Here is a 25,019-nt window from a genome sequence, read left to right on the forward strand (position 1 = left end):
AGATGGCAGGTGCGGGATGCGCCTGCCGGACGGAAACTAGTCGGCGTCGGGGCCTTGCTTGGCCTGCCGCATCAAGCGCATGGCCAGCGTCGAGACGGAGGCCACCAGTGGCTCGCCCGTGTCGGAATTGCTCATCACCAGCACCGCCAGCTTGTCTTGCGGCGCCAGCAGATAGCGGGAGTGGAAAGCTTCGGTGGCGCCGCTGTGCTCGTGCATCGAGGCGCCCCCGACAAGGTCGTCGCCGCAGGGCGCAGCCAGCCATGACAACGCCAGCCGGCAGCTCAGGTCCAGGCTGGCGCCCGAAACCGTTTCCAGGTTCAGAAGGGCCTGGGCCGAGTCGTCGGTCAGCACCCGTGTGCCGCCGAATACTCCGCCCGCGAACAACATGCTGGAAAAGCGCGCCATTTCCGAGGTGCTCATCCACAGGCCGTCGGCGGCCTCGTTGGGCTGCGGCGCTTCGGCCCACGGCACGCCACGGCGGTAGCCGGCGGCGCGCAATTCCAGCATGCGGGCATGCGCCTGATAGCCCGCGCGCGGCATGTTCAAGGGTTGCAGGATCGTGCGGCGCACATAGGCGTCCAGCGGCTCGCGGGCGGCGTGCGCCACCATGTCGCCCAGCAGGGCGTAGGCCATGTCGGCACGGGCGCGGCCCATCGTGTCTTCCAGCGTGGCCGGATGCAACGTCAGCAGGTTGCGGGCGGTGTAGGGGTCCGCTCCCAGCCACTGCATGGCGTTGTGCCGAGGCTGGACCTGCCAGTCAGGCAAGGTCTGGCCTGCGGGGGCATCGAGCGTCAGGCTGCCGTCGTCCGCCGCGCGGTATACGCCCGCCGCCGTGACGATCTTGCTGATCGCCCCTACCCGGTACAGCGTGTCGCTGGTCGCGTTCCGATGCCGGACGGGGTCCGCGTAGCCAAAGCCCGTGCTCCAGACGACGCGCTGGTCGTCCACGATGGCGATCGACAGGCCAGGCACCTTGTGCTTGCCCATGTCGTAAGGGATGCGTTGCTCCAGGTAGTCCAGGACCGCGTCGTAGTCGCCCTTGGCGATGGCCGGCGGCGCGGCAGGCGGCAGATGCTGGCAGCCGCCTGCGGCGACCAGCAACGACCCGATGGCAACCAGGCGGCTAAGGGAGAACATGGCTTGCGGCAAACCTTCTTCAAGGACAATGCCGTCATGCTATCCATGGCCTGGAGCCGGATCTTTCCCGCTTTGTATGGAGTTTGTGAAGATTCGGCGCGCGCTTTGTGAAGTTTCTTTACGCCTGCGCGCGCCAGGCCTCAGCCGGCCTTCCAGCTGACCACGAAACGCGCGCCGCCCAAGGGGCTGTCGGTGGCCAACGCCGTGCCGTTGTGCCATCGCGCGACCCGGCTGACGATGGCCAGCCCCAGGCCGGTGCCCCCTGTGCCGCGGTCGCGACTTTCATCCAGGCGGATGAAGGGTTCGAAGATGCGTTCACGGTCGGCGGGCGGAACGCCCGGGCCGTCGTCGTCCACCGTCAGCACGTACTCCTGCGGTGCCGGGCTGGTCAGTCCGACCTGCACGCGCCTGCCCGCATGGCGGATGGCGTTCTGCAGCAGGTTCAACAGCGCCCGCGTCATGTAGCGTTGATGCAGCCGCACCTGCTCCACGCCGCATTCCGACACGACGCAACGCACGCCGGACACCCCGGCCTCGTAGGCGGCGTGCTGCACCACGGAATCCAGCCACCCGCGCGCATCTTGCGCGCCCAGCGCGACGTCGTCGCTCTTATGCTCCAGGCGGGCGTACATCAACAGCTCGGACGCCATGCTGTCCAATTCCGCCACGTCGCTCTTCATCTCTTCGACCAGGCGCTTGCGGGCCTCTGCGTCGCCCTCGCGGTCAATCATGTCCAACTCGAAAGACAGGCGGGCGATCGGCGTACGCAGTTCGTGCGACACGGCGTTGGTCAGGTCGCGCTGATTGCTGATCAGTGCACCGATGCGGTCGGACATCTGGTTGAAGGTGTCGCCCAGATTTCGGATGCTGGAGTGCCGCGACAGCCGCGTCCGCGCCTGCAGGTCGCCCTGCCCCATGCGCTGCGCCGCGGTCTTCAGCGCCTCCAGGTCGCGCCAGATGGGCAACGCCCACACCAGCATGAACGCGCACAGCAGCAAGCCCAGGGCGGAATAGATCGCGGCGATCACCCAGGGGCCGATCGGCGGCTCGGCAGGCAGCCTGACATGCAGCCACTGCGCGCCTTCGCCTGGAATGCCGATGACGAAGGTGTTCAGCTTGTCGCGCATGAAGAAGCCGCCGGTGTCGATCATCCGCCGCTCTTCATCGGTCAGCGCGAAGTCGGCGCCGTTGTACTCCGCCGGGTCCATCAACCGCAGCGTCAATCCGTAGTGCGGCGCCAGCTTGTCGCGCACATACTCCTGCCGCGCCTCGGGCGGCACCCGGGACAGCTCCTGCGTCAGGCTGTGCAACTGCCCGCGCACCGCCTCGCGCGTATAGGCCACATTGACCGGCTCGAAGAAGTAATTGGCGGTCCGGTCGACCACTTCGTTGGAAATGATGAAACCAATCGCCAGCACCACGAAAAGCCGCAGGACGAACTTAAGCATCACCACCCTCGTGTGCCTTGGGCGAGAACAGATAGCCCTTGCCCCACACGGTCTTGATGCGCGCCGGATCGCGAGGATCGTCATCCAGCTTGCGGCGCAGTTTGCTGACGCAGACGTCCACGCTGCGGTCCAGCCCGTTGAACTCGATGCCGCGCACGGCGTTGAGCAGGTCGTCGCGGGTGAGCACCTGGCCGGCCTGGCTGGCCAACGCCCACAGCATTTCGAATTCCATCGTCGTCAGGTCGACCTCGACGCCCGCGTGGACCACGGCGCGCGTGCGCCGGTCGATCATGAGCGGCCCGAACTCCAGGTGCTCCGGCGGTTCGTCCAATTGGTTGTGGCGCCGCATCAACGCCCGGATCCGCGCCAGCAGCACGCGGGGCTCGACCGGTTTGATGACGTAGTCGTCGGCGCCGGATTCCAACCCCAGGATCTGGTCCAGGTCGTCCTCGCGCGCGGTCAGCATCAGGATGGGCGCGGAAGAGAACGCGCGCAGGTCGCGGCAGACTTGCAGGCCATCCCGGCCCGGCAGCATCAGGTCCAGGATGGTGATCGCTGGATCATGGCGGCGGAACGCCTCCACGGCGTGGTCGCCACGGTAGGCCTGGGCGACGTTGAACCCGTGTTGTTCCAGGAACTGCGCGATCAGGCGCGACAGCTTCGGATCGTCTTCGACTAGCAAGGCCTTGGTCATAATGTGCGGACAAGAGTAGGTCTAGGGGCCGCAACGCCTTCGCGTGCGGGGAGCCGGCCGTTCGACACCGCGGTGGCGGTCCGGTTCCCGGCGGGCGGCGCTCAAATGCAAAAACCGGGCCGGAAGTCTGTGGCTTCCGGCCCGGTGGTCATGCGGACAAGTCCGCATCCGATGCCGCGGGCGACAGGGTGATCGACCCTGGGCCCGCCGTGGCATCACTTATAAACGGTCTTGGAACCATCCTTGTGCCACGTGAACACGTCGAACGAGAAGTTCGTCAGGTCGCCCTGCTTGTTCCAGGACACCTTGCCGATTGGCGTATCGAAGGAATTGGCATGCAGGTATTTGGCGACCTTGGTCGGGTCGTCCGAGCCCGCGCCCTTGATGCCGTCCGCGATGACCTGGGTGGCCGTGTAGGCCGTCATCTGGAAGGCGCCGCCGGCATTGCGCTTCTTGGCTTCGAACGCTTTGACGATGTCCGCGTTGGCCGCGTTCTGGGTGAAGTCGGCCGGCAGGGTCAGCAACATGCCTTCGACGGCGTCGCCGGCGATGGCGTTGATGTCCGGGTTGCCCGCGCCTTCCGGGCCCATCCACTTGGCCTTCACGCCTTGCTCGGCCGCCTGGCGCAGCAGCAGGCCCATTTCCGGGTGATAGCCGCCGTAGTAGACGAAATCGACGCCTTGGGCCTTCAACTTGGTGATCACCGCCGAATAGTCGCTGTCGCCGGCGTTGATGCCTTCGAACACCGCGACCGGCACGCCGCCCTTCTCCAGGTCGTTCTTGACTGCCGTGGCGATGCCCTGGCCATACGACTGCTTGTCGTGCAGCACGGCGGCCTTCTTCGGCTTGATCTTCTCAAGGACGAACTTGGCGGCGGCGGGACCTTGCTGGTCGTCGCGGCCGATCGTGCGGAAGATGAACTCGTAGTTCTTGCCGTCCGTCAACGCGGGCGCCGTGGCCGACGGCGTCACCATGACCACGCCTTCGTTGTTGTAGATGTCCGCGGCCGCGATGGTCGCGCCCGAGCACACGTGGCCCACCACGAATCCAATCTTGCTGTTGACGACGCGGTTGGCGGCTACCGGACCCTGCTTGGGTTCGCATCCGTCGTCGATCACGACGGTTTCGAGCTTCTTGCCATTCACGCCGCCAGCGGCGTTGATGCGCTCGACAGCCGTGTCGACGCCTTCACGGACCATATCGCCATACTGCGTGACGGCACCGGTGGTGGGGCCGACAACGCCGATCTTGATGGTTTGCGCTTGCGCACCCGCCGCAAACGTCAGGCCAGCGGCGACTCCCAGCGCCGCGATGACCGGGGTCAGACGAAATACTGGCTTCATGAGTGGACTCCTCTAATCGCTTGTAATCGTTGGTTTTTGAACCGGGCGGACGCCGGAAACCGATGTGGTCACGCCCCGTTACTTTGCATTTGCACGGCAAGCATACACTGAAAAAACCCTGTATCCGGAGCCCATCCGGCCCGACTTCCGGCGTCTTCCAGGCATCCGGGTGCCGCATCGCTCAGGGGCCGCGCCTTATACCCGCCGCCGTATATGCAAAAGACGATTTATTCGTTTGAGTTACTAGGGCATCGCGGCATGATGGCCGCCATGAGACTCCAACCGATCATCGTCCCCGGATGGAAAAACTCCGGACCGGACCACTGGCAATCCCGCTGGGCAACCCTGCTGCCCCACGCGGTGCGCATCCAGCAGCGCGACTGGGAAAACCCCGTTGCCCCTGAATGGATATCCACGCTTGTGGCCGAAATCGATCAGGCACGCAGTCCGGTGCTGCTGATTGCCCATAGCCTGGGCTGTCTGGTCAGCGCCGCGCTGCCGGTTCCCTTGCGTGCGAAGGTCGCGGGCGCCCTGCTGGTGGCGCCGGCCGATGTGGAACGCGCCGACGCGCCGGCCTGCCTGCGCGGTTTCGCCCCCATCCCGCGTCAACCCCTGCCGTTTCAAAGCGTGGTGATCGCCAGCGACAACGACCCGTATTGCCGCCTGGAACGCGCCCGTGCCTTCGCGCAGGATTGGGGCAGCCGGGTCGTCGTGCTTTCCGGCGCCGGACACATCAATGCAGACAGCGGCCTGGACGACTGGCCCCAAGGCCTGAAGATATTCGGCGCGCTGCGCCGTCGCGCCTCCTGGCGCATTCCGACTCCTGCCAAGCGGATTCCACCCGTGCCGGTCTGCGGTTTGCCGTGACCGCCAGGGATGCCGTCTCGACGGCAATCCCAATGAATGCGGTGGCGGTAATCGCAGGATGCGGCGGGCGGCGCTTTCAGCGCCATGTCCGCGCCGCAGCGATGGAGCTCTACTGCAGCAAGCTGCGCAGCATCCACGCGTTCTTTTCGTGCACATCCAGGCGCTGCGTCAACAGGTCAGCCGTGGGCTGGTCGTTGGCGGCATCGGCCTTTTCGAAGGCCGCGCGGGCGGTCTTGGCGACCGATTCGTTGGCGCTGACCAGCAGGCGGACCATTTCCAGCGCTTCCGGCACGGACTCGGGTTCTGCGATGGACGACAGCTTGGAATACTCGCGGTAGGTGCCCGGCGCGTAGTGGCCCAGGGCGCGCATGCGCTCGGCGATGCTGTCCAGCGCGTTCCACTCTTCCGTGTACTGGGTCATGAACATCAGGTGCAGCGTGTTGAACATGGGCCCCGTGACGTTCCAATGGAAGTTGTGCGTCATCAGGTACAGCGTGTACGAGTCGGCCAGCAGCTTGGACAACTCACCGGCGACGGCGGCGCGGTCCTTGTCCGAAATGCCGATGTTGATGCGCGGAACGCTCGGGGTCTTCTTGGTGGACTTGGCCATTGCTAGCTCCTGTTGGATAAGTACGATTTAAGGATACCACTGCAAACACGATGAATTGACGCGGCGCAACCGCGATTTCCCTGCCTGCGCCGCGTGGATTTGACGCGGCTCAAGACTCGTTCGCGCAAGCGCCGCGCCAGGCACGGAAAATTCAGTCCTGGATGGCAGCGGCTTCGTCGGCCAGCATCTTCACGCCGGGCAAACCACAGTCGTAGACGGCCTGCGCCAAGGCTTCGATCGCGGCCAGGCGGGGAAAGCTGCGACGCCAGGCCAGGACCACGCGGCGCTCGGGCACGTGGCCGTCGAACGGCAGGTAGGTCAGCAGGCTGTTGCTGGGCGGGTGCTCGGGCACGGCCGTGACTGGCAGCACGGTGACGCCGATGCCCGCCGCCACCATGTGGCGGATGGTTTCCAGCGACGAACCTTCGAAGGTGCGCTGGATGCCGTCGCTGGCCGCCGAGAAGCGGGACAGCTCGGGGCACACTTCCAGTACCTGGTCGCGGAAACAGTGGCCGCTGCCCAAGAGCAACATGGTCTGCTGCTTCAGGTCCTGGGCGTCGATGGACTTGCGCTGGGCAAGTTCATGGTCGTTGGGCACCGCCACGATGAACGGTTCGTCGTAGAGGGGCTGCATGACCAGGCCGGCTTCGGGCAGCGGCAAGGCCATGATGGCGCAGTCGATTTCGCCCTGGCGCAGCAGTTCCACCAGCCTTACGGTGAAGTTTTCCTGCAGCAATAGCGGCATCTGCGGCGTGCGGCCGATCTGCACGGGCACCAGCTTGGGCAGCAGGTACGGGCCGATCGTGTGGATGACGCCGACACGCAAGGGGCCGGCCAACGGGTCGTGTCCTTGTCGCGCGATTTCCTTGATGCTGGCGCTTTCTTCCAGCACTTTCTGCGCCTGCGCGACGATGCGCTGGCCGATCGGCGTGACGCCCACCTCGGTGCCGCCGCGTTCGAACAGCGTCACGCCCAGCTCGTCTTCCAGCTTGCGTATCGCGACGGACAGCGTCGGCTGGCTGACGAAACAGGCCTCGGCCGCCCGGCCAAAATGCCGTTCGCGCGCGACGGCGACGATGTACTTGAGTTCGGTGAGAGTCATGGTGGACTACGCCCCCAGGGGTTGCGCGCAAGCCTTGCGGCCGGCGCTTGAGAGATTCAGGTTAAGAATGGTCGGCATGGGGTCACGTCCGCAGGAAGTCTTCGCGGCCGCGCATCCAGCGCGCCAGATGCGCCTCGACGGCGGCGGGATGCTCGGCGCGCAGCCATACCGCGGCATCGCGCGCATCTTCCGCGATTGCCGCATCGGTCTCCAGGTCGGCGAAGCGCAGCAGCGCCATGCCGGACTGGCGCGTGCCCAGGAATTCGCCCGGCCCGCGCTGTTCGAGGTCGCGGCGGGCGATTTCAAACCCGTCGGACGTCTCGAACATGGCACGCAGCCGTTCACGCGCGATTTGGGATATCGGCGTTTGATACAGCAGCACGCAGACGGATTCGGCGGTGCCCCGCCCTACCCGGCCGCGCAACTGGTGCAACTGGGCCAGGCCGAAGCGTTCGGCATGTTCGATGACCATCAGCGATGCGTTGGGCACGTCGACGCCGACTTCAATGACGGTGGTGGCCACCAGCAGGTCCACCTCGCCTTCGCGGAAGGCCTGCATGACGGCGGCCTTATCGGCCTGGGGCAAACGGCCATGCACCAGGCCGATGCGCAGGTCGGGCAGATCGACCCGCATGCCCTCAAAGGTATCGACCGCCGTCTGCAATTCCAGCGCTTCGCTTTCTTCCACCAACGGACAGACCCAATAGGCCTGCTGGCCGCCGCGCACGGCTTGCGCAACGTGCGCAATGACCTCTTCGCGCCGCGCGTCGGAGACCAGCTTGGTCAGCACGGGCGTGCGCCCGGGCGGCAATTCGTCGATGACGGACACGTCCAGGTCGGCGAAGAACGTCATGGCCAGCGTGCGGGGGATGGGCGTGGCGCTCATGTTCAGCTGATGCGGCACGAAGCGGCCCCGCACGGTCTCGCCCTTCTTCGTCAGGGCCAGGCGCTGGCCGACGCCAAAGCGGTGCTGCTCGTCGACGATGGACAAGCCCAGCCGATGGAATTCGACATGGTCCTGGATCAGCGCCTGCGTGCCGACCACCAGTTGCACGCTGCCGTCCGCCGCCGCCGCAGCAGCCTCGCGGCGCGCCTTGGCGGTCAGACTGCCGCTAAGCCAGGCCACGTTGATGCCCAGCGGTTGCAGCCACGACACCAGTTTGCGGAAATGCTGTTCAGCCAGGATTTCGGTGGGCGCCATCAACGCGACCTGCGTGCCGCCGGCGATCGCCTGCGCCGCGGCAATCGCGGCGACGACGGTCTTGCCGCTGCCGACGTCGCCCTGAAGCAGGCGATGCATCGGATACGGCTTGGCCAGGTCAGCCGAAATCTCCTGTACCACCCGTTCTTGCGCGCCCGTCAATGTGAACGGCAGATTGGCATATAGCTTGGCGACCAGCCCGCCGGGCTCGGTGCGCACCGGCAGCGCCTCGGATTCCTTGACGCGGCGCGCGGCGCGGGCGGCGGCAAGCGACAACTGCTGCGCCAATAGCTCGTCGAACTTGATGCGGCGCCAGGCAGGATGCACGCGATCCAGCAAGGCCTGCTCGGATTCCCCTTGGGCCGGGGTATGCAAGGCGCGGATGGCGGGTTCGAAGGGCGGCAGGTCGTAGCGCTGGCGGGCCTCGTCCGGCAAGGTGTCGGACAGGTCGGCGCGGTCCAGCGCCTGCGCGATGGCGCGGCGCAGGGGCAACTGCGGCAGCCCTTCCGTGGTGGGGTAGACCGGGGTCAACGCGGTAGGCAGCGGCGCGTCCGCGCTGGTCATGCGGGGATGCACCATCTGACGGCCGAACAGCCCGCCCCGGACTTCGCCACGGGCGCGCAGGCGCTTGCCTACCGTGATCTGCTTTTGCTGGCTGGGATAGAAGTTCAGCCAGCGCAATTGGAGTTCGCCGGTTTCATCCGCCAGCGTGGCGGTGAGTTGGCGCCGGGGCCGGTACAGCACCTCGGATTTGGTGATCTCGCCTTCGACCTGGCCCGAGAAGCCAGGGCGCAGGGAACTGATCGGAATGACTCGGGTTTCGTCCTCGTAGCGCAACGGCAAGTGCAGCACGAAGTCCTCGGGCAGCACCAGACCCAGGTTACGGAGCTTGCGCTCTGTATCCGTCATCGGTTTCCCGGCGCCTTTGGTATCGGCGCCGGGTCGCTTGGAAGCCACGGCCGCGGCCGGCATGAAGGAACGAACCCCTGGGATCGAAAGTCCGGGTGTGCCTTACAGGACCAGAATGGCTTCGACTTCGAACTGTGCGCCCTTGGGCAGACTCGCCACGCCGATGGTCGAACGCGCCGGGAACGGCTGCGGGATGATTTCGGCCATGATGGAGTTGGCGGCGGTGAATTTGCCCAGGTCGGTCAGGAACAGCGTCAGCTTGACGACGTTGTCCAGCGTGCCGCCGGCGGCGGTGATCACGGCCTGCATGTTGGCGAAAGCCTGGCGCACCTGCGCGTCGAAGTTTTCGGAGACCAGATCGCCGGTGCCCGGCTCCAGGCCGATCTGGCCCGAGAGGTAGACAGTCTTGGTGCCGCTAACGGCAACCGCTTGCGAGTAAGGGCCAACGGCGGCGGGCGCAGCGTCGGTATGGATGATTTGCTTGCTCATGGGCGGAATCCTTCAGGTGACGGATAGAAGCTACAACTATCGGAGTTTAAACAGCAATAGACTTTTGCGAAAGTGACCCGATGACGCAGGGATGTCCCTTTCCGGGTTTTACGAGTCTGCCTGATGGCCTGCCCCGCCGATATCGCCCCGATGCGCGATCAGAAGCGCGTAGAGCGCCTGGGCGGCGACGGACAGGCTGCGGCCTTTGCGTTGCACCAGATAAAGCGGGCGCGTCAGCGCGCGCCCCGCAAGCGGCACCACGCGCAGGTCTTCGCTGCGGAAATGAAAAAGCGTCATGGCGGGCACGACCGAGACGCCCAGGCCCGCCCGCACCAGTCCGGTCACGGTGGCCAGGTGTTCGACTTCGAACACCGGCAGCGGCGCGTCGGCGCCCAGCGCCTCGTCCAGATGTTTACGCACACTGCTGCCGCGCGCAAGTTGAATGACAGGATGCCGCACGACGTCGCGCAGGCGGACCCGGCTTTGCGCGGCAAGCGGATGATCCGCCCGGCACACCAGGAAGTAGCGATCCGCATGCAGGAACTCGCTATCCAGGTCGGTCATGTCCGGGCGGCGGGACGCCACGGCGAAATCGACCTGCCCGCTTTGCACCATATCCAGGCAGGGATCCAGCAACGCGTCGCGCAAGTCCAGCACGATGCCCGGATGCGCCTGGCTGAAGCGGGCCAGCAGCCCGGGCAGCCAACCGGCTGCCAGCGACGGAAGCGCGGCCAGCGCCACGCGGCCGCGCCGGCCTGCGGCGTGGTCGCGCAGGTCCTCCATGACGAGGTCCATATCCGCCAGCAGACGCCGCGCGGAGGCGTCCAGCACCCGGCCTTCGGCCGTCAGTTCCACATGCCGCGTGTTGCGGTCGAAAAGACGCAAGCCCGCGCTGTCTTCCAGTGAACGGATCAACGCGCTGAACGCGGGCTGCGTCAGGTGGCAGCGCTGCGCGGCCCGCGTGAAATGCCGTTCGTCCGCCAGCGCGACGAACGCGCGCAATTGCCGGGCAGATAGATTCATGGGTTTCTTCTATCAATTCATCCGATTTTTCTATTTTACTGATTAACGTCGTTTACCTATAGTGGCCACGACAGCCACCCTAGGCCCGACTGGACCCTCCATGCCCCAATCTCCCTTGCTCATCGGCTGCGCATCCGGATTCTCCGGAGACCGCAGCGACGGCGCCGCCGCCGTGGTGCGCACATTGGCCGCCCAGGGCGGCGGCACGCTGATTTTCGAAACGTTGGCAGAACGCACGCTCGCCCTGGCCCAACTGGCGCGCAACGAAGATCCCAATCGTGGCTACGAGCCGCTGCTGGACGAGCTGGTATCACCCGTGCTGGCGGACTGCCTGCGCCACGGCATCAGCATCGTCAGCAATTTCGGTGCGGCCAATCCGCAGGCCGCGGCCCGTCGCATTGCCGCGATCGCGCGTGAACAAGGCTTGCCTGCGCCGCGGATCGCGGTCGTGCATGGCGACGCCCTGACGACGGCGGCGCAACGCGCCTTGTTGCGGGAACGCTTGGGCGCCGAGCTGGAAGGACACGAGGTGGTCAGTGCGACCGCCTATCTGGGTGCGACGGAAATCGCGCAGGCGCTGTCGGCGGGCGCGCAGATCGTCGTCGCGGGCCGCGTGGCGGACCCTTCGCTGACACTGGGCCCGGCGATGGCGCACTTCGGCTGGGATGCCGCGGACTGGCCTCGTCTGGGCCGCGCCACCATGGCCGGCCACATGCTCGAATGCGGCTTGCAGGTCACGGGCGGCTACTTCTGCGTGCCCGGCCTGAAAGAAGTGCCGGACGTGCACGCGGCGGGCTTCCCCATTGCCGAAATCCATGCCGACGGCGAGTTCGTCATCGGTAAAGCCGCCGACACCGGCGGCGCGGTGGACGCGCGCACCGTGAAGGAGCAGTTGCTGTACGAAGTCCATGATCCCGCGCGCTATTTGACGCCCGACGTCGTGGCCGACCTGAGCCAGGCGCGTGTCGTCGAATTGGGCGGCGACCGTGTGGCGGTGCACGGCATCACCGGCCATGCGCGCCCGCCCGAATTGAAAGTCAACGTGTGCTATCACGGCGGCTGGCTGGCCGAAGCCGAGATCTCGTACGCCGGCGTGCAGGCAGAAGCCCGCGCCCGGCTTGCCGCCGATATCGTGCAAAAGCGCCTGGGCGCCGGCTTCAGGCTGCGCGCCGACCTGATCGGCGCGGTCAGCATCCTGGGCGACGACGCCGGCGAGATGCGCCGCGCCTTGCCTGACACCCGCGCCCGCGATGTGCGGCTGCGGCTGGCCGGCGAACATGCCGACCGGGCCCAGGCCGAACGCATCCTGCGCGAAGTGACCGCGCTGTACACCTGCGGCCCCGCCGGCGGCGGCGGCGTACGCACCGCGCTGCGGCCGCGCCTGAACATGGTGTCCTGCACCATTGCCCGCGATGCCGTGGAAAGCGGCTGGAATTTCCTGGAGGACATCACGCCATGACCCGCAACGCCGACACGCTATCCGTGCCGCTGTACCGGCTCGGCCACAGCCGCTCGGGCGACAAAGGCGACATCTCGAACCTGAGCCTGATCGCCTGGGACCCGGAGTGCTACGCGGTGCTGGCCGCGCAAGTCACCGAGGCCCGCGTGGCCGCGTGGTTCGCCTACCGGCATCCCGCCCGCGTCACTCGCTACCTGCTGCCCACGCTGCACGCCATGAACTTCGTGCTGGATAGCGTGCTGGACGGCGGCGTGAACGATGCGCTGAATCTGGACACGCACGGCAAAAGCCTGTCCTTCCGATTGCTGGACCTGACGGTGGAAGTCGGCGCAGACCTGGCTCGCCGTCTGCCAGACATACCCGGCGACCGTCCCGCGGCCGCCTGACCCGCCCCCCCTATAAAAAAACACCACAGGAGACACCCCCATGCGCATTTCATCCAAAGGCCGGCTTGCCCTGCTGCTGGCCGCCGCCCTTCCCCTGACCGCCCTGGCCCAGAACTTTCCGTCAAAACCCATCACGTTCATCGTGCCGTTCGCGGCCGGCAGCGCGACGGACCAGATAGGCCGCGCCATCGGCCAGGGCGTCACGGAACAGACCGGCCAAGCCGTGGTGATCGAGAACAAGCCCGGCGCCAGCGCCATGATCGGCGCCGCGGCCGGCGCCCGCGCCGCGCCGGACGGCTATACCGTGCTGATCACGACCAACACGACGCACGCCGCCAACGAACACCTGTACAAGACGCTGACGTATCAGCCGGTGAAGGACTTCGCGCCGATCTCGCTGCTGGGCAAAGGCGGCCAGATCATGGTGGTGAATCCCAGCTCGCCAGCCAAGACCGTGGGCGACTTCCTGGCGCAAGCCAAGCAATCGCCGGGCAAGCTGAGTTTCGGCAGCGGCAGCTCCAGCAGCCGCATCGCCGGCGAATTGCTGCAGCAGATGGCCGGCGTGCAACTGCTGCATGTGCCGTACAAGAGCAATCCGCTGGCCGTGACCGACCTGTTGGGCGGCCAGATCGACATGATGATCACCGACACGGCAACCGGCCTGCCCCAGGTCAAGTCCGGCAAACTGCGCGCGCTGGGCGTAACGGGGCTGGCCCGTTCGCCGCTGGCGCCCGACGTGCCCACGATCGCCGAAGCCGGCGTGCCGAACTACGAGATGGGTTACTGGTTCGCGGCGTATGCGCCCGCCGGCACCCCGCCCGACGTGGTGAAGCGCCTGAACGAACTGTTGGTGAACGCCACCAAGACCAAGCCCGCCCAGCAGTTCTACGCGCAGACCGGGACGGATCCGGCCACCTCCACGCCCGGCGAATTGGCCACGTTCCAGCAGGCGGAATCGAAGAAATGGGGCGACATCATCAAGAAGGCCGGCATCCAGCCGGAATAATTGCGGATGCCATGAATGCAAAAAACCCATCGCATGCGATGGGTTTTTTGTTGGGGCGAACCGCCGTGGCTTATTTGTCCACGAACGCGCGTTCGACCACGTAGTCGCCCGGCTGGCCCACGCCCGCCGACACGACGAAACCGCGCTTGTCCAGCATGGCGCTGATGTCGGCCAGCATATGCGGGCTACCGCAAATCATGGCGCGATCCGTTTCGGGGTTGATCTGCGGGATGCCGATGTCTTCGCACAGCTTGCCGTTTTCCATCAGTTCCGTGATGCGGCCCTGGTTGCGGAACGGTTCGCGCGTGACGGTCGGGTAGTACACGAGCTTGTCGCGGACGACGTCGCCGAAGAACTCGTTGTTCGGCAACTCTTTTTCGATGAAGTCCGCGTAAGCCAGCTCGCTGACCCAACGCACGCCGTGGACGAGGATGACCTTGTCGAAGCGTTCGTAGATGTCCGGGTCTTTGATGATGCTCATGAAGGGCGCCAGGCCCGTGCCCGTGCCGAATAGGAACAGGTGCTTGCCCGGCTTCAGGTCGTCGACCACCAGCGTGCCCACCGGCTTGCGGCTGACCAGGATGGTGTCGCCCTCTTTCAAGTGCTGCAGGCGCGACGTGAGCGGGCCGTTCTGCACCTTGATGCTGAGGAACTCGAGGTTTTCTTCGTAGTTCGCGCTGGCGATGCTGTAGGCCCGCAGCAGCGGCTTGCCTTCAACTTCCAGGCCGATCATGACGAAGTGGCCGTTGTGGAACCGCAAGGCCGCGTCACGCGTCGTGGTAAAGGAAAACAGGGTGTCGTTCCAGTGGTGCACGCTCAGTACGCGCTCAGTGTTGAAAGCAGCCATGTCGTAGTAGTGAATATTAGGGTTAACGCTATTCTACAGGGTCTTGATAGGAATTGCTCTCATTATTCCGTAATACGCTTATGCCGTATTGATGGGGATCAAGCGTTGGATTCTTCGCCTTACGAGTAGTTGAATGGTTTTTCGCTTCCTGGTATCGTCGCGTTCTCAGTTGATAATCGTTTTCGTTAGCAGACCGTTTTAAGTAATGGGAAGCCCTTTCGCGGCTTTCCCCGTTGCTGCCCTAGCTGGAGTTTCCGACATGACCAAGCGTCCCCAATTGAATTCGCTGCTGCGCGCCCTGGCGCTGGCCGGCGCCGCCGCCTTCACCGTCTCGGCCAATGCCGCGGAAGAAGTCAGCCTGTACACCACCCGGGAACCCAAGCTGATCCAGCCCTTGCTGGATGCCTTCACCAAGGAAAGCGGCATCAAGGTCAACACCGTATTCGTCAAGGACGGCCTGCTGGAACGCGTCAAGGCGGAAGGCGCCAAGTCGCCCGCCGACGTGCTGATGACCGTGGACATCGGCAACCTGCTGGACCTGGTGGACGGCGGCGTGACGCAATCGGTCAAGTCCCAGACCCTGGAATCGGTGATTCCCGCGAACCTGCGCGGCGCCGACGGCAAGTGGTTTGCGCTGTCGCTGCGCGACCGCGTGCTGTACGTCGAAAAGGACCTGAAGCTGGAATCCTTCCGCTATGAAGACCTGGCCGACCCGAAGTGGAAGGGCAAGGTCTGCATCCGCTCGGGTCAGCACCCCTACAACACCGCGATGGTCGCCTCGATGATCGCCCATGACGGCGCGGAAGCCACCGAGAAGTGGCTGCGCGGCGTCAAGGCCAACCTGGCCCGCAAGGCCGCCGGCGGCGACCGCGACGTGGCGCGCGACATCCTGGGCGGCATCTGCGACATCGGCCTGGCCAATGCGTACTACGTCGGCCACATGAAGAATTCCGAACCCGGCACCGACGGCCGCAAGTGGGGCGACGCCATCAAGGTCATCCGCCCGACGTTCGCCAACGAGAAAAGCGGCGGCACCCACGTGAACGTCAGCGGCGCCGCCGTTGCCGCCCACGCGCCGCACAAGGCCAACGCGATCAAGCTGCTGGACTTCCTGGTGTCCGAACCCGCCCAGGCCCTGTATGCCCAGGCCAACTATGAGTACCCCGTCCGCAAGGGCGTGAAGCTGGACCCCGTGATCGCCAGCTTCGGCGAACTGAAGGTGGACCCGCTGCCCCTGACCGAAATCGCCAAGTACCGCAAGCAAGCCAGCGAGCTCGTGGACAAGGTCGGCTTCGACAACTGATAAGCCCCCGGCCGCCACGCCCTCGGCGTGGCGCGAGCCTGCGGCAGTATTGGGCCTGTTCGCCTCTTTCCGGAGGGAACAGGCCTTGCCTTTGATGCAATCGACTTTGAAGCATGCACACAGAATCCTTGCCCCGGCCGCTGCGTTTGCGCTGGACTGAACGCGGCGCCGGCTGGCTCGCGGGCGCCACCCTGATTGCCCTGGCGGTGCTGGCGCCCGTGCTGACGCTGCTCTGGTGGGCGATGGGCGGCGAGCTTTCGCACTGGCAGCATCTGGCAAGCTATGTGCTGCCGCAAGCCCTGGCCAACACGGCCATGCTGCTGGCGGGCGTGGGCGTGATGGTCACGCTGCTGGGCACCGGCGCCGCCTGGCTGGTGACGGCCTACGACTTCCCCACGCGCCGCATCCTGACCTGGGCGCTGCTGCTGCCGCTGGCGGTGCCGACCTACATCATCGCGTTCTCGTACCTGGACTTGCTGCATCCCATCGGGCCCGTCCAGACCGCAATCCGCGCCCTGCTGGGCTACGACAGCCCAAGACAGTTCCGCCTGCCCGACCTGCGTTCGATTTACGGCGCGATTTTCGTGCTGGGTTTCGTGCTGTACCCGTATGTCTATCTGAGCACGCGCGTCATGTTCATGACGCAGGCGGCCAGCCTGTTGGAAGCGGCCCGCACATTGGGCGCGGGACGCGTCGCCGTGTTCTTCCGCGTCGCCCTGCCGCTGGCCCGCCCCGCCATCGTCGTGGGCGTGAGCCTGGCGCTGCTGGAAACGCTGAACGATATCGGCGCGTCGGAGTTCCTGGGTGTCCAGACGCTGACGGTATCGGTCTATACGACCTGGGTCACGCGGTCGGACCTGGCCGGCGCGGCCCAGATCGCGCTGACGATGCTTGCCATCGTGATCGGGCTGATCATGCTGGAGCGTCACGGCCGCAAGCGCCAGCGTTATGCCAATACGCAACGCATGCGCCCCATGCAGCCGCGCCGCCTGCACGGACTGCCCGCCGCCGTCGCGGCCCTGCTGGGCTGGATCCCCGTCGTGCTGGGCTTCATCGCACCGGCCGCCTACCTGATCTTCGAAACGTACAAACGCCTGCATCTGGTGGGCGGCGTGTCAAACCAGTTGATCAACGGCTTGGGCAACACGCTGATCGTCGCGTTCAGCGCCACCATCGTGACTCTGATTTGCGGGCTGATCGTGGCCTGGGCCGGCCGCGCCTTGCGTGAAAGCGCCAGCTTCAACCCGGGCCGCGCCTGCGCGCGCATCGCCAGCCTGGGCTACGCGGTGCCGGGCACCGTGCTGGCCATCGGCCTGCTGACGCCCTTCGTCTGGATCGACAACGCGGTCGCCACGGTGTTCGGCGGATCGGGCCTGTTCCTGATGGGTTCCATGGGCGCGCTGGTGTGCGCCTATGTGATCCGGTTCCTGGCGATCTCCACCGGCGCGCTGGAAGCAGGCCTTGCCCGCATCCCCCCGTCGCTGGAGCAGGCGTCGCGCCTGCTGGGCGAAAGCTCCGCGGGCACGTTGCGCCGCGTCCACCTGCCGCTGCTGCGTCCCGCGCTGGCCGCAAGCGCCCTGCTGGTCTTCGTGGACGCCATGAAGGAGCTGCCCGCGACCCTGCTGCTGCGCCCCATGAATTTCGACACGCTCGCCACTTGGCTCTACGCCGAAGCCGCCCGCGGAACGTACGAGGAAGGCGCCGTCGCGGCGCTGGCGATCGTGCTGGCCGGCCTTTTGCCCGTCATCCTGCTGGCGCGCACCAATTTGAAAATGGGACATTGACCGTCGTGCCCGATCTGTTAGAAATCGATCATCTCTCTCTCGCCTACGACACGCCCGCCGGCTTGAAACCCGTGGTGCAGGACTTGACGCTGGGCCTGCCGGCCGGGCACATCGGTTGCCTGCTTGGCGAATCCGGTTGCGGCAAGACCACGGTGTTGCGCGCCATCGCCGGCTTCGAGCCCGTGCGGGCCGGCCGCATCCTGCTGGACGGCGCCGTCATTTCATCGGCCACCGAACAAGTGGCGCCGGAACAGCGCCGCGTGGGCATGATGTTCCAGGACTACGCCCTGTTCCCGCATCTGACCGTGGCCTTGAACGTGGCGTTCGGCTTGCGCAAGCTTGCGCGCGCGGACCGCGCCCGCCGCGTGGAAGAGATGCTGGAGCTGGTAGGCCTGGCGCAAGCCGCCAACAGCTACCCGCACGAGATTTCGGGCGGCCAGCAGCAGCGCGTGGCGCTGGCCCGTGCGCTGGCGCCTTCGCCCGACCTGCTGTTGCTGGACGAGCCGTTCTCGAACCTGGATGTGGACACGCGCGAACGCCTGGCGTTTGAAGTGCGCGACATCCTCAAGACCACCGGGCACACGGCCATCCTCGTCACGCACAACCAGGCCGAGGCCTTCGCCATCGCCGACCGCATCGGCGTGATGACGAAGGGGGCGATCGCGCAGTGGGATACGCCCTACAACCTGCACCAACATCCCAGCACCGACTTCGTCCGCGACTTCATCCGCCGCGAAGCGCTGGAGGCCCAGCGCGAGCAGGCTTTCGCCCGCGGGCGCTGAACCGGCCTCCGCCGCTCAGTCCGCCGACAGCTTGACCTTTTGCGACAGGGCCTTGAAGGCCTCGTGCTGGCTTTGGGTCAGGCGCTCGACTTCCTGCGGCGTCGATCCATAGGGCATGAAGCCGGCCTGCTCGAGCTTGTCCTTCACTTCCGGCAACGCCAACGCCCACTGGAACGCTTCGCTCAATGCACGCGTGACTTCAGGCGACATCTTGGCTGGCCCGTACACCGCGAACCACGGGTCCACCACCGCACCCGCATAACCCAGTTCGGCCAGCGTCGGCACGTCCGGCAACGCGGGCGCCCGCTTGCTGCCGGTGACGGCCAGCGCGTGGACCTTGCCCGCCTTGATGTGCGGCAACGACGCCGGCAGATTGTCGAACATCACGGGCAGATGCCCGCCCAGCAAGTCGTTCAACCCTTGGGCGCTGCCCTTGTACGGGATGTGCTGCATGCCGGCGCCGGTCAACTGGTCGAACATCACGCCTGCCAGATGCATGGACGTGCCGGTGCCGGGCGTACCGAACGCGGTGCCCGGATGCTGCTTGGCGTACGCCACCAGGTCCTTGACGCTGTCCACTTTCAACGCAGGGCCCGTTTCAAGCACCACGGTGGACGCCCCCAGCATGCTGACGCCCGTGAAGTCCTTGGTGGGATCGAACGGCATCGAGGGGTAGACGAACGGATTCAACGCGTTCGTGGAGATCGCGCCAAAGCCGATCGTGTAGCCGTCGGGCGGCGCTTTTGCCACGGCGTCCATTCCGATGTTGCCGCCCGCGCCCGGCCGGTTTTCGACGATGACGGGCTGGCCGAGCTTTTCGGCGACTTTTTGCCCGGCGGTGCGGGCCACGAGATCCGTGGTTCCGCCCGCCGTGTAGGGCACGATGAACGTGATGGGTTTGGCCGGATAGCCGGCGGCGAACGCCACGGACGCGCTATGGGCAAGCGCCAAGGCGGCCACGCCGCGCACGAGGTTGAGGGGGTAGCGATGCATGTGTCTCCATCCTGTTGTTATCAAGGTTTGGAGGCGCATCATACCGCCGCGCAGGGCTTGCGCGGCAGCGGCGTCACGGCCAAGCGCAATCAGGCGCGCGGTTCGGGCAGCGGGATGTATTCGGTCTCGTCGCCGGGCACGATCTGATCGAAGCGGCTGCGCTGCCAATCCTGCTTGGCCTGCTCGATGCGGTCCTTGCTGCTGGAGACGAAATTCCACCAGATGAAGCGCGGACCTTCCAGCGGCTCGCCGCCCAAAACGGCGAAGCGGGCGGCAGTGACAGCGCGGATCTGTACCGGCCGGCCAGGGGCGAAGACCACCAGGCGACCGCTTTCGAACACCTGCCCGTCTACCTCGACCGAGCCTTCGGCCAGATAGGCGGCGCGCTCTTCGTATTCGGCCGGCAGCACCGTGGTCGCGCCGGCCTGCAATTGCAAGTCGCCGTAGAACAGCGGCGACAGCGTCTTGACCGCCGACGTCTTGCCGAACAACGAACCCGCCACGACCTGGGCGCGCACGCCCTCGCCTTCGATCACCGGCTGCGCGTCCAGTCCGTAGTGCGTGAAGCCCGGATCGGTTTCCTCGTGCGCTTTTGGCAAGCCCACCCAGATCTGCAGGCCACAGAGGCGCTGCGGGGCCTTGCGGCTTTCGGGCGAAGAACGTTCGGAATGGACAATGCCGCGGCCGGCTGTCATCCAGTTCACTTCGCCGGGCAGGATGGTCTGGGTATTGCCCGCGCCGTCGCGATGCACCATCGACCCTTCGTACAGGTAGGTGACCGTCGACAAGCCGATGTGCGGGTGAGGCCGGACATCGATGCCCGAGCCCGCATCGAATTCCACCGGACCCATGTGGTCAAGGAAAACGAACGGCCCCACGGTGCGGCGTTGCGCCGACGGGATCGCGCGGCGCACGGAAAAACCGCCCAGGTCGCTGGTGCGCGGGACCACGACGGTTTCGATCTGGTTTTCGCCTGCATTGGACAAAGTGGACATGGTGTAGCGCTCCGCATCAATAGGCCAATGGCCATGTTAAGGCCCAACGGCCCGTTGAAAAACAGGCCGGGCGAAAACCTTTCCGCCCGGCCTGAGGCGTTATGCCAGGTCGAACACCAGCACTTCGGCGTTTTTGCCACCCGACAGTTCGACGCGCGCGTCGTCCGTGATGGCGGCCGCATCGCCCGCCGACAGTTCGACACCGTTGACGGTCACTCCGCCCCGGGCCACATGCACCCAGGCGCGGCGGCCGGCCGCCAGTGTCAGCGTGGCGGATTCGTCGCCGTCGAACAGGCCGCCGTACATCCGCGCGTCTTGATGGATCTTCATCGAACCGTCTTCGCCGTCGGGCGACACCAGGGCTTGCAGCCGGCCACGCTTTTGCGCATCGCTGAAAGCGCGCTCTTCGTATTCCGGGGCGATGCCGGTCACGTCGGGCTCGATCCAGATCTGCAGCATGTGCGTTTCGGTATCCGGCAGCGGGTTGAACTCGGAGTGCATCACGCCGCGTCCGGCGCTCATCCGTTGCACGTTGCCGGGCTGGATGGTCGAGCCGCTGCCCATGCTGTCCTTGTGCGCAATCGCGCCGTGCAGCACATAGGTGATGATCTCCATGTCCCGATGGCCGTGCGTGCCGAAACCGCGGCCCGCGGCGATGCGGTCGTCGTTGATGACGCGCAGCGCGCCGAAGCCCATGTGCGCCGGATCGTAGTAGTTGGCGAAGGAAAACGTATGGAACGAATCGAGCCACCCATGGTTGGCGTGACCCCGTTCGGCAGCGCGGCGAATGGTAAGCATTGTGGACTCCTGTTTCAATAATATGAATGGTTTGTCGGGGGGCCTGGCGGCTTTCCTGCCCGGCTGGTTTCCCTACCCCGTCCTGCATGAGTGATATTCTGCGCGTGCCGAACCTTGGATTTGGCGCTATATTTTGACGAACTCATTCAATTTTTTTGAATATCCTTGCCCCGCCCCGTCATGCAGCCCATCACCCCTGAATTGCTTATCCTGGTTGACGCCATCGCGCGCCATGGCAGCTTTGCCAAAGCTGCCCGCGAGCTCGGCAAAGTGCCGTCGGCAGTCACCTATTCGATTCGCAAACTGGAAGACGGCCTGGACGTGCTGCTGTTCGACCGGTCCGGGCACCGGGCGTTGCTGACTCCCGCGGGCGAAGCGCTGCTTAAGGACGGGCGCCATGTGCTGCAATCCCTGGATGACCTGGCTTGCCGGGTGAAGCGCATCGCCACCGGCTGGGAGGTCGAACTGCGCATCGCCGTCAGCGCGGTGCTGCCTTGGCGGCCGCTATACGATCTGATCGACGAATTCCAGACGCTTGAAAGCGCGACCACGCTGCGCTTTTCCAGCGAGGTGCTGAGCGGCAACTGGGATGCGCTGACCGCGGGGCGCGCCGACCTGGTGATCGGCGCCGGCGCCAACGCCGAACCGACGGGACCCTACCGGTCGCAGGCGATCGGCGCGACGCAATTCGGGTTCTGCGTCGCGGCGCACCATCCCCTGGCGTCCTTGCCGCAACCCCTTAGCCGCGCCGACATCACGAAGTACTGCGCGGTCGTCGTGGCGGATACGTCGCGCAACCTGCCGCCGCAATCGCGCGGCATCCTGGCGGACCAGGCGATGCTGGTGATGCCGTCCATGCAGGCCAAGATCGATGCGCAGGTCCGTGGCCTGGGTTGCGGCTACCTGCCGCTGACCATGGCGGCGCCCTACCTGTCGCAGGGCCTGCTGGTGGTGTGTGACACGGATGAAGGCATGTCCCTGACGGAACATGTGGCGTACGCCTGGCGTGCGGAGCCGCCGGGCGAAGCCTTGAAGTGGTGGCTGCAGAAGCTGAAATCGCCGCGGTTGTGCGAAAGCCTGTTGGGAATGGGCTGACGGCAGGCGCGCGGGAAGCCCCGCAGGCTTGGCCGCCAGCGGTCATTCGTCTTCGATCCCCAGCTCGCGCAGCTTGCGCGTGATGGTGTTGCGGCCGATGCCCAGGCGGGACGCTGCTTCCACGCGGCGGCCTCGGCTGGCATCCAGCGCGCTTTGCAGCAGGATCTTTTCGAACTGGCGCGTCAGCGTCGCCATCACCGCCGGTTCGCCTCGTTCCAGGCGGTACTGCGCATCGCGCAGCAGAGAATCCTGCCAGTTGCGCGGCGCGCCGTCGTCCAGGCCTTGCGGCGCCTGCACCACGGTGCCGATGCCAGGCATCGGCGTCGCGGGACGCAGGGGGGACGAACCCGGCTGCTGCTGATGTTCCAGCGCGCGGATTTCCGGCGGCAGGTCTTGGCGGTCGACCGTCTGCCCCGGCGCCATCACCGTCAACCAGTGGCAGAAGTTCTCCAGTTGCCGGACGTTGCCCGGAAAGTCGAATTTGGTCAGCACGGCAAGCGCCTCAGGCGTCAGGCGCTTGACCGGCACGCCCAGCGTGCGGGCGCTTGCGGTCAGGAAATGCTGCGCCAGCGCCGGGATGTCTTCGACGCGTTCGCGCAACGGCGGCAGGCGCAGCCGGATCACGTTCAAGCGGTGGAACAAGTCTTCGCGGAACAAGCCCTGCTCGACACGCTGCTCCAGCGGCTGATGGGTGGCGGCCACGATGCGCACGTCCACGCGCACGGGCTGCGCGCCGCCGACGCGGTAGAAGCTGCCTTCGGCCAGCACGCGCAGCAGGCGCGTCTGCAATTCGATCGGCATGTCGCCGATTTCGTCCAGGAACAACGTGCCGCCATGCGCTTCTTCGAAGCGGCCGCGGCGCAGGTTGTTCGCGCCCGTGAACGCGCCGCGCTCGTGGCCGAACAGTTCGGCTTCAAGCAGGTCGCGCGGAATGGCTGCCGCGTTCAACGCCACGAACGGACCACTGGCGCGCACGCCATGGCCGTGCAGGGCGCGGGCGACGAGTTCCTTGCCGGTGCCAGATTCGCCGGTGATCAGCACCGTCACCTTCGACTGGGCCAACCTGCCGATGGCGCGGAACACTTCCTGCATGGCGGTGGAAGACGATTGCGTCATCATCCAGCGCTCATTGTTCTGCGCGGCCTCGCCCTGCCCCTCAGGGCTTTCCGGTTGCGTGGATTCCTGCATCGCGCGCTGGATCAGCGCGACCGCCTCGTTCACGTCGAACGGCTTGGCCAGGTAATCGAACGCGCCGCCCTGGAAGGCGGACACGGTGCTGTCCAGGTCGGCGAACGCGGTCATCACGATGACCGGCAAGCCGGGATGGCGCTCTTTAAGTTGGCGCAACAGCTCCAGGCCGTTGCCGCCGGGCATGCGGATATCGGACACCAAGGCGACGGGCGTTTCGCGCGACAGCGCTTCCAGCACGTCGGCCGATTGGGAGAAACTGCGGGTGGGGACACCAGCGCGGGCCAGGGCCTTTTCGAGGACCCAGCGGATGGCCTGGTCGTCGTCGACGATCCATACGGGTTTCATCAGTGTGCAGGCTCCATCGGTAGGACCAGGCGAAACTCGGTGCGCCCGGGTCGGGATTCAAATTCGATGATGCCGCCGTGCTGTTGCACGAAGTCCTGGGCCAGGCTCAGGCCCAGCCCGGTGCCGCCCGCCCTGGCCGTGACCAGCGGGTGGAAAATGCGGTCGCGGATATGGTCCGGCACGCCAGGACCGTTATCGATGATGGACAGCACCAGCGCCAGCCGGTGCTGGCGGTGGGCCAGCATGACCTGGCGCGCCACGCGGGTGCGCAGGGTCACTACGCCGGGCTCCGTCTTCGGCCCGTCGGGCCGCGCGACCAGTTCCTGCGCGGCGTTTCGCGCGACGTTCAGGACGGCCTGCATCAAACGGGCGGCGTCGCCCTTCAAATCGGGCACCGACGCGTCGTAATCGCGCAGGATGGTGACGTCGTTGCGGAATTCAGCCTGGATCAGCGCGCAGACGCGCTCGCAGATCTCGTGGATGTTCACCGGCCGCGCATTCAGTGGCACACGTTGCGGACCGCTCAGGCGGTCCACCAGCGCCTGCAGGCGGTCGGCTTCGGAAATAATGACCTGGGTGTATTCGGCCAGGGCCGCGCTGGGCAGTTCGGCTTCCAGCAACTGCGCCGCGCCGCGCAAACCGCCCAAGGGATTCTTCACTTCATGCGCAAGGTTGCGCAGTAATTCGCGATGCGCCTCGATTTCGTCGACCAGCCGATGGTTGCGGTCGGCCAGGACGCGCTGCTCGATTTCGCGGGTTTCGATCAGCACCGGCCAGCGCTGGCCCGTCAGCCCGACCGTCGTGACGGCGACTTCCACGGATTCGGCGGCGCGGCGCAACGAGGCCAATTGCCTGACGTCGGCGTACCTGCCAGCCGCGGCGCGGTCGATGGAGGACTGGATATTCTCTGGGGTGTCGAACAGCGTGGCAGCGGAGTGCCCGCCCAGTTGCTTGCGCGAGCGGCCGAACAGATCTTCGGCGGCAGCGTTGGCGTATTCAATGTGGCCGCGCTCGTTGACCAGGAAAACGGACGTGGCAAGCAGATCGAGAGCTTCTACATTCATTTTTCAACGTACCCGAATGACAGGGGGAAAGCGGAACGCGCCCGCGACGGCGGCGCCGGAACCCGGCGCCCTGCCCGCCAGGCATGACGCCTGGCGGACAAACCGTCGAGCCGCGACCTGGTGGTGCGCGTGGTGTGGGCCCTGGTAT

General features: G+C 65.9%; 23 protein-coding genes. 8 read left to right on the top strand and 15 right to left on the bottom strand.

The features are described 5' to 3' along the window. Positions 1–36 precede the first annotated feature (36 nt). The 4 genes from A9973_RS07915 to A9973_RS07930 form a co-directional block, all read right to left on the bottom strand. Complete coding sequence (locus A9973_RS07915) at positions 37–1,137, bottom strand: serine hydrolase (protein WP_183013237.1); 1,101 nt, start codon at positions 1,135–1,137, stop codon at positions 37–39. A gap of 140 nt (positions 1,138–1,277) precedes the next feature. Further along, the gene (locus tag A9973_RS07920; RefSeq protein WP_183013238.1) at positions 1,278–2,585 is read right to left on the bottom strand and encodes an ATP-binding protein; all 1,308 of its coding nucleotides are present in this window, start codon (positions 2,583–2,585) and stop codon (positions 1,278–1,280) included. Next, positions 2,578–3,279 carry a response regulator gene (locus A9973_RS07925; protein ID WP_183013239.1) on the bottom strand — a complete coding sequence of 234 codons (702 nt, stop codon included), beginning with the start codon at positions 3,277–3,279 and terminating at the stop codon, positions 2,578–2,580. Before A9973_RS07925 ends, A9973_RS07920 begins: the two co-directional genes overlap by 8 nt. Positions 3,280–3,494: 215 nt before the next feature. Beyond that, positions 3,495–4,622 carry a branched-chain amino acid ABC transporter substrate-binding protein gene (locus tag A9973_RS07930; protein WP_183013240.1) on the bottom strand — a complete coding sequence of 376 codons (1,128 nt, stop codon included), beginning with the start codon at positions 4,620–4,622 and terminating at the stop codon, positions 3,495–3,497. Positions 4,623–4,835: 213 nt separating this feature from the next. On the opposite strand from A9973_RS07930, the gene A9973_RS07935 reads away from it, so the two are divergent. Then, a complete protein-coding gene (locus A9973_RS07935; protein ID WP_183013241.1) occupies positions 4,836–5,489 on the top strand; it encodes an alpha/beta hydrolase in 654 nt (217 codons plus the stop codon). 109 nt (positions 5,490–5,598) lie between these two features. Here A9973_RS07935 and A9973_RS07940 read toward each other — a convergent pair whose 3' ends face one another. The 5 genes from A9973_RS07940 to A9973_RS07960 all read right to left on the bottom strand — a co-directional run bounded on the left by A9973_RS07940 (position 5,599) and on the right by A9973_RS07960 (position 10,823). Then, positions 5,599–6,099: a Dps family protein gene (locus tag A9973_RS07940; protein ID WP_183013242.1), complete on the bottom strand. Its 501-nt coding sequence runs from the start codon at positions 6,097–6,099 to the stop codon at positions 5,599–5,601. A gap of 151 nt (positions 6,100–6,250) precedes the next feature. Next, positions 6,251–7,201, bottom strand: a complete 951-nt coding sequence (locus A9973_RS07945; RefSeq protein WP_183013243.1) for a LysR substrate-binding domain-containing protein — start codon at positions 7,199–7,201, stop codon at positions 6,251–6,253. A gap of 82 nt (positions 7,202–7,283) precedes the next feature. Then, the gene (gene recG / locus A9973_RS07950) at positions 7,284–9,374 is read right to left on the bottom strand and encodes an ATP-dependent DNA helicase RecG (RefSeq protein ID WP_183013244.1); all 2,091 of its coding nucleotides are present in this window, start codon (positions 9,372–9,374) and stop codon (positions 7,284–7,286) included. A gap of 39 nt (positions 9,375–9,413) precedes the next feature. Then, positions 9,414–9,800, bottom strand: a complete 387-nt coding sequence (locus tag A9973_RS07955) for a Rid family detoxifying hydrolase (protein WP_105558228.1) — start codon at positions 9,798–9,800, stop codon at positions 9,414–9,416. Positions 9,801–9,908: 108 nt separating this feature from the next. Beyond that, positions 9,909–10,823, bottom strand: coding sequence for a LysR family transcriptional regulator (locus tag A9973_RS07960; protein ID WP_183013245.1), 915 nt, complete (start codon positions 10,821–10,823; stop codon positions 9,909–9,911). 100 nt (positions 10,824–10,923) lie between these two features. On the opposite strand from A9973_RS07960, the gene A9973_RS07965 reads away from it, so the two are divergent. From A9973_RS07965 to A9973_RS07975, 3 genes are read left to right on the top strand one after another with little or no spacing between them, the layout of a single operon-like run. Then, positions 10,924–12,282 (top strand): acyclic terpene utilization AtuA family protein, encoded by a 1,359-nt coding sequence (locus A9973_RS07965; RefSeq protein ID WP_183013246.1) that lies wholly within the window; start codon positions 10,924–10,926, stop codon positions 12,280–12,282. Continuing rightward, on the top strand, positions 12,279–12,668 hold the full coding sequence (locus A9973_RS07970) for a hypothetical protein (RefSeq protein ID WP_183013247.1): 390 nt from the start codon (positions 12,279–12,281) through the stop codon (positions 12,666–12,668). The genes A9973_RS07965 and A9973_RS07970 overlap by 4 nt, the downstream gene beginning before the upstream one ends. A gap of 40 nt (positions 12,669–12,708) precedes the next feature. Next, positions 12,709–13,674 carry a tripartite tricarboxylate transporter substrate binding protein gene (locus A9973_RS07975; RefSeq protein ID WP_183013248.1) on the top strand — a complete coding sequence of 322 codons (966 nt, stop codon included), beginning with the start codon at positions 12,709–12,711 and terminating at the stop codon, positions 13,672–13,674. Between the two features lie 70 nt (positions 13,675–13,744). Here the strand turns inward: A9973_RS07975 and A9973_RS07980 are convergent, their stop codons facing one another. Beyond that, positions 13,745–14,521, bottom strand: coding sequence for a ferredoxin--NADP reductase (locus A9973_RS07980; protein ID WP_183013249.1), 777 nt, complete (start codon positions 14,519–14,521; stop codon positions 13,745–13,747). Between the two features lie 259 nt (positions 14,522–14,780). Between A9973_RS07980 and A9973_RS07985 the strand changes: the two genes are divergently transcribed. The 3 genes from A9973_RS07985 to A9973_RS07995 all read left to right on the top strand — a co-directional run bounded on the left by A9973_RS07985 (position 14,781) and on the right by A9973_RS07995 (position 18,390). Continuing rightward, positions 14,781–15,824 (top strand): Fe(3+) ABC transporter substrate-binding protein, encoded by a 1,044-nt coding sequence (locus A9973_RS07985; protein ID WP_183013250.1) that lies wholly within the window; start codon positions 14,781–14,783, stop codon positions 15,822–15,824. A 113-nt stretch (positions 15,825–15,937) separates the two neighbouring features. Further along, on the top strand, positions 15,938–17,608 hold the full coding sequence (locus A9973_RS07990; protein WP_183013251.1) for an iron ABC transporter permease: 1,671 nt from the start codon (positions 15,938–15,940) through the stop codon (positions 17,606–17,608). 5 nt (positions 17,609–17,613) lie between these two features. Continuing rightward, the gene (locus tag A9973_RS07995; RefSeq protein WP_183013252.1) at positions 17,614–18,390 is read left to right on the top strand and encodes an ABC transporter ATP-binding protein; all 777 of its coding nucleotides are present in this window, start codon (positions 17,614–17,616) and stop codon (positions 18,388–18,390) included. 15 nt (positions 18,391–18,405) lie between these two features. On the opposite strand, the gene A9973_RS08000 is transcribed toward A9973_RS07995, so the two are convergent. The 3 genes from A9973_RS08000 to A9973_RS08010 all read right to left on the bottom strand — a co-directional run bounded on the left by A9973_RS08000 (position 18,406) and on the right by A9973_RS08010 (position 21,176). Further along, the gene (locus A9973_RS08000) at positions 18,406–19,383 is read right to left on the bottom strand and encodes a tripartite tricarboxylate transporter substrate binding protein (protein ID WP_183013253.1); all 978 of its coding nucleotides are present in this window, start codon (positions 19,381–19,383) and stop codon (positions 18,406–18,408) included. Positions 19,384–19,472: 89 nt separating this feature from the next. Next, a complete protein-coding gene (locus A9973_RS08005) occupies positions 19,473–20,378 on the bottom strand; it encodes a pirin family protein (protein WP_183013254.1) in 906 nt (301 codons plus the stop codon). A 99-nt stretch (positions 20,379–20,477) separates the two neighbouring features. Continuing rightward, positions 20,478–21,176, bottom strand: a complete 699-nt coding sequence (locus tag A9973_RS08010; RefSeq protein ID WP_183013255.1) for a pirin family protein — start codon at positions 21,174–21,176, stop codon at positions 20,478–20,480. Between the two features lie 180 nt (positions 21,177–21,356). On the opposite strand from A9973_RS08010, the gene A9973_RS08015 reads away from it, so the two are divergent. Further along, positions 21,357–22,271 carry a LysR family transcriptional regulator gene (locus A9973_RS08015; RefSeq protein WP_183013761.1) on the top strand — a complete coding sequence of 305 codons (915 nt, stop codon included), beginning with the start codon at positions 21,357–21,359 and terminating at the stop codon, positions 22,269–22,271. Between the two features lie 42 nt (positions 22,272–22,313). Here the strand turns inward: A9973_RS08015 and ntrC are convergent, their stop codons facing one another. Then, positions 22,314–23,807, bottom strand: coding sequence for a nitrogen regulation protein NR(I) (gene ntrC, locus A9973_RS08020; protein ID WP_183013256.1), 1,494 nt, complete (start codon positions 23,805–23,807; stop codon positions 22,314–22,316). Further along, positions 23,807–24,871, bottom strand: a complete 1,065-nt coding sequence (glnL, locus tag A9973_RS08025; protein ID WP_105558240.1) for a nitrogen regulation protein NR(II) — start codon at positions 24,869–24,871, stop codon at positions 23,807–23,809. Before glnL ends, ntrC begins: the two co-directional genes overlap by 1 nt. Positions 24,872–25,019 lie beyond the last annotated feature (148 nt).

It is taken from the genome of Achromobacter sp. UMC46, from assembly GCF_014170335.1.
GTDB lineage: Bacteria > Pseudomonadota > Gammaproteobacteria > Burkholderiales > Burkholderiaceae_B > Achromobacter.

Coding starts and splice junctions, on each gene's coding strand:
- A9973_RS07915 (WP_183013237.1), bottom strand. CDS start 1,137: ATGTTCTCCCTTAGCCGCCTGGTTGCCATCGGGTCGTTGCTGGTCGCC.
- A9973_RS07920 (WP_183013238.1), bottom strand. CDS start 2,585: ATGCTTAAGTTCGTCCTGCGGCTTTTCGTGGTGCTGGCGATTGGTTTC.
- A9973_RS07925 (WP_183013239.1), bottom strand. CDS start 3,279: ATGACCAAGGCCTTGCTAGTCGAAGACGATCCGAAGCTGTCGCGCCTG.
- A9973_RS07930 (WP_183013240.1), bottom strand. CDS start 4,622: ATGAAGCCAGTATTTCGTCTGACCCCGGTCATCGCGGCGCTGGGAGTC.
- A9973_RS07935 (WP_183013241.1), top strand. CDS start 4,836: ATGCAAAAGACGATTTATTCGTTTGAGTTACTAGGGCATCGCGGCATG.
- A9973_RS07940 (WP_183013242.1), bottom strand. CDS start 6,099: ATGGCCAAGTCCACCAAGAAGACCCCGAGCGTTCCGCGCATCAACATC.
- A9973_RS07945 (WP_183013243.1), bottom strand. CDS start 7,201: ATGACTCTCACCGAACTCAAGTACATCGTCGCCGTCGCGCGCGAACGG.
- recG (WP_183013244.1), bottom strand. CDS start 9,374: ATGCCGGCCGCGGCCGTGGCTTCCAAGCGACCCGGCGCCGATACCAAA.
- A9973_RS07955 (WP_105558228.1), bottom strand. CDS start 9,800: ATGAGCAAGCAAATCATCCATACCGACGCTGCGCCCGCCGCCGTTGGC.
- A9973_RS07960 (WP_183013245.1), bottom strand. CDS start 10,823: ATGAATCTATCTGCCCGGCAATTGCGCGCGTTCGTCGCGCTGGCGGAC.
- A9973_RS07965 (WP_183013246.1), top strand. CDS start 10,924: ATGCCCCAATCTCCCTTGCTCATCGGCTGCGCATCCGGATTCTCCGGA.
- A9973_RS07970 (WP_183013247.1), top strand. CDS start 12,279: ATGACCCGCAACGCCGACACGCTATCCGTGCCGCTGTACCGGCTCGGC.
- A9973_RS07975 (WP_183013248.1), top strand. CDS start 12,709: ATGCGCATTTCATCCAAAGGCCGGCTTGCCCTGCTGCTGGCCGCCGCC.
- A9973_RS07980 (WP_183013249.1), bottom strand. CDS start 14,521: ATGGCTGCTTTCAACACTGAGCGCGTACTGAGCGTGCACCACTGGAAC.
- A9973_RS07985 (WP_183013250.1), top strand. CDS start 14,781: ATGACCAAGCGTCCCCAATTGAATTCGCTGCTGCGCGCCCTGGCGCTG.
- A9973_RS07990 (WP_183013251.1), top strand. CDS start 15,938: ATGCACACAGAATCCTTGCCCCGGCCGCTGCGTTTGCGCTGGACTGAA.
- A9973_RS08000 (WP_183013253.1), bottom strand. CDS start 19,383: ATGCATCGCTACCCCCTCAACCTCGTGCGCGGCGTGGCCGCCTTGGCG.
- A9973_RS08005 (WP_183013254.1), bottom strand. CDS start 20,378: ATGTCCACTTTGTCCAATGCAGGCGAAAACCAGATCGAAACCGTCGTG.
- A9973_RS08010 (WP_183013255.1), bottom strand. CDS start 21,176: ATGCTTACCATTCGCCGCGCTGCCGAACGGGGTCACGCCAACCATGGG.
- A9973_RS08015 (WP_183013761.1), top strand. CDS start 21,357: ATGCAGCCCATCACCCCTGAATTGCTTATCCTGGTTGACGCCATCGCG.
- ntrC (WP_183013256.1), bottom strand. CDS start 23,807: ATGAAACCCGTATGGATCGTCGACGACGACCAGGCCATCCGCTGGGTC.
- glnL (WP_105558240.1), bottom strand. CDS start 24,871: ATGAATGTAGAAGCTCTCGATCTGCTTGCCACGTCCGTTTTCCTGGTC.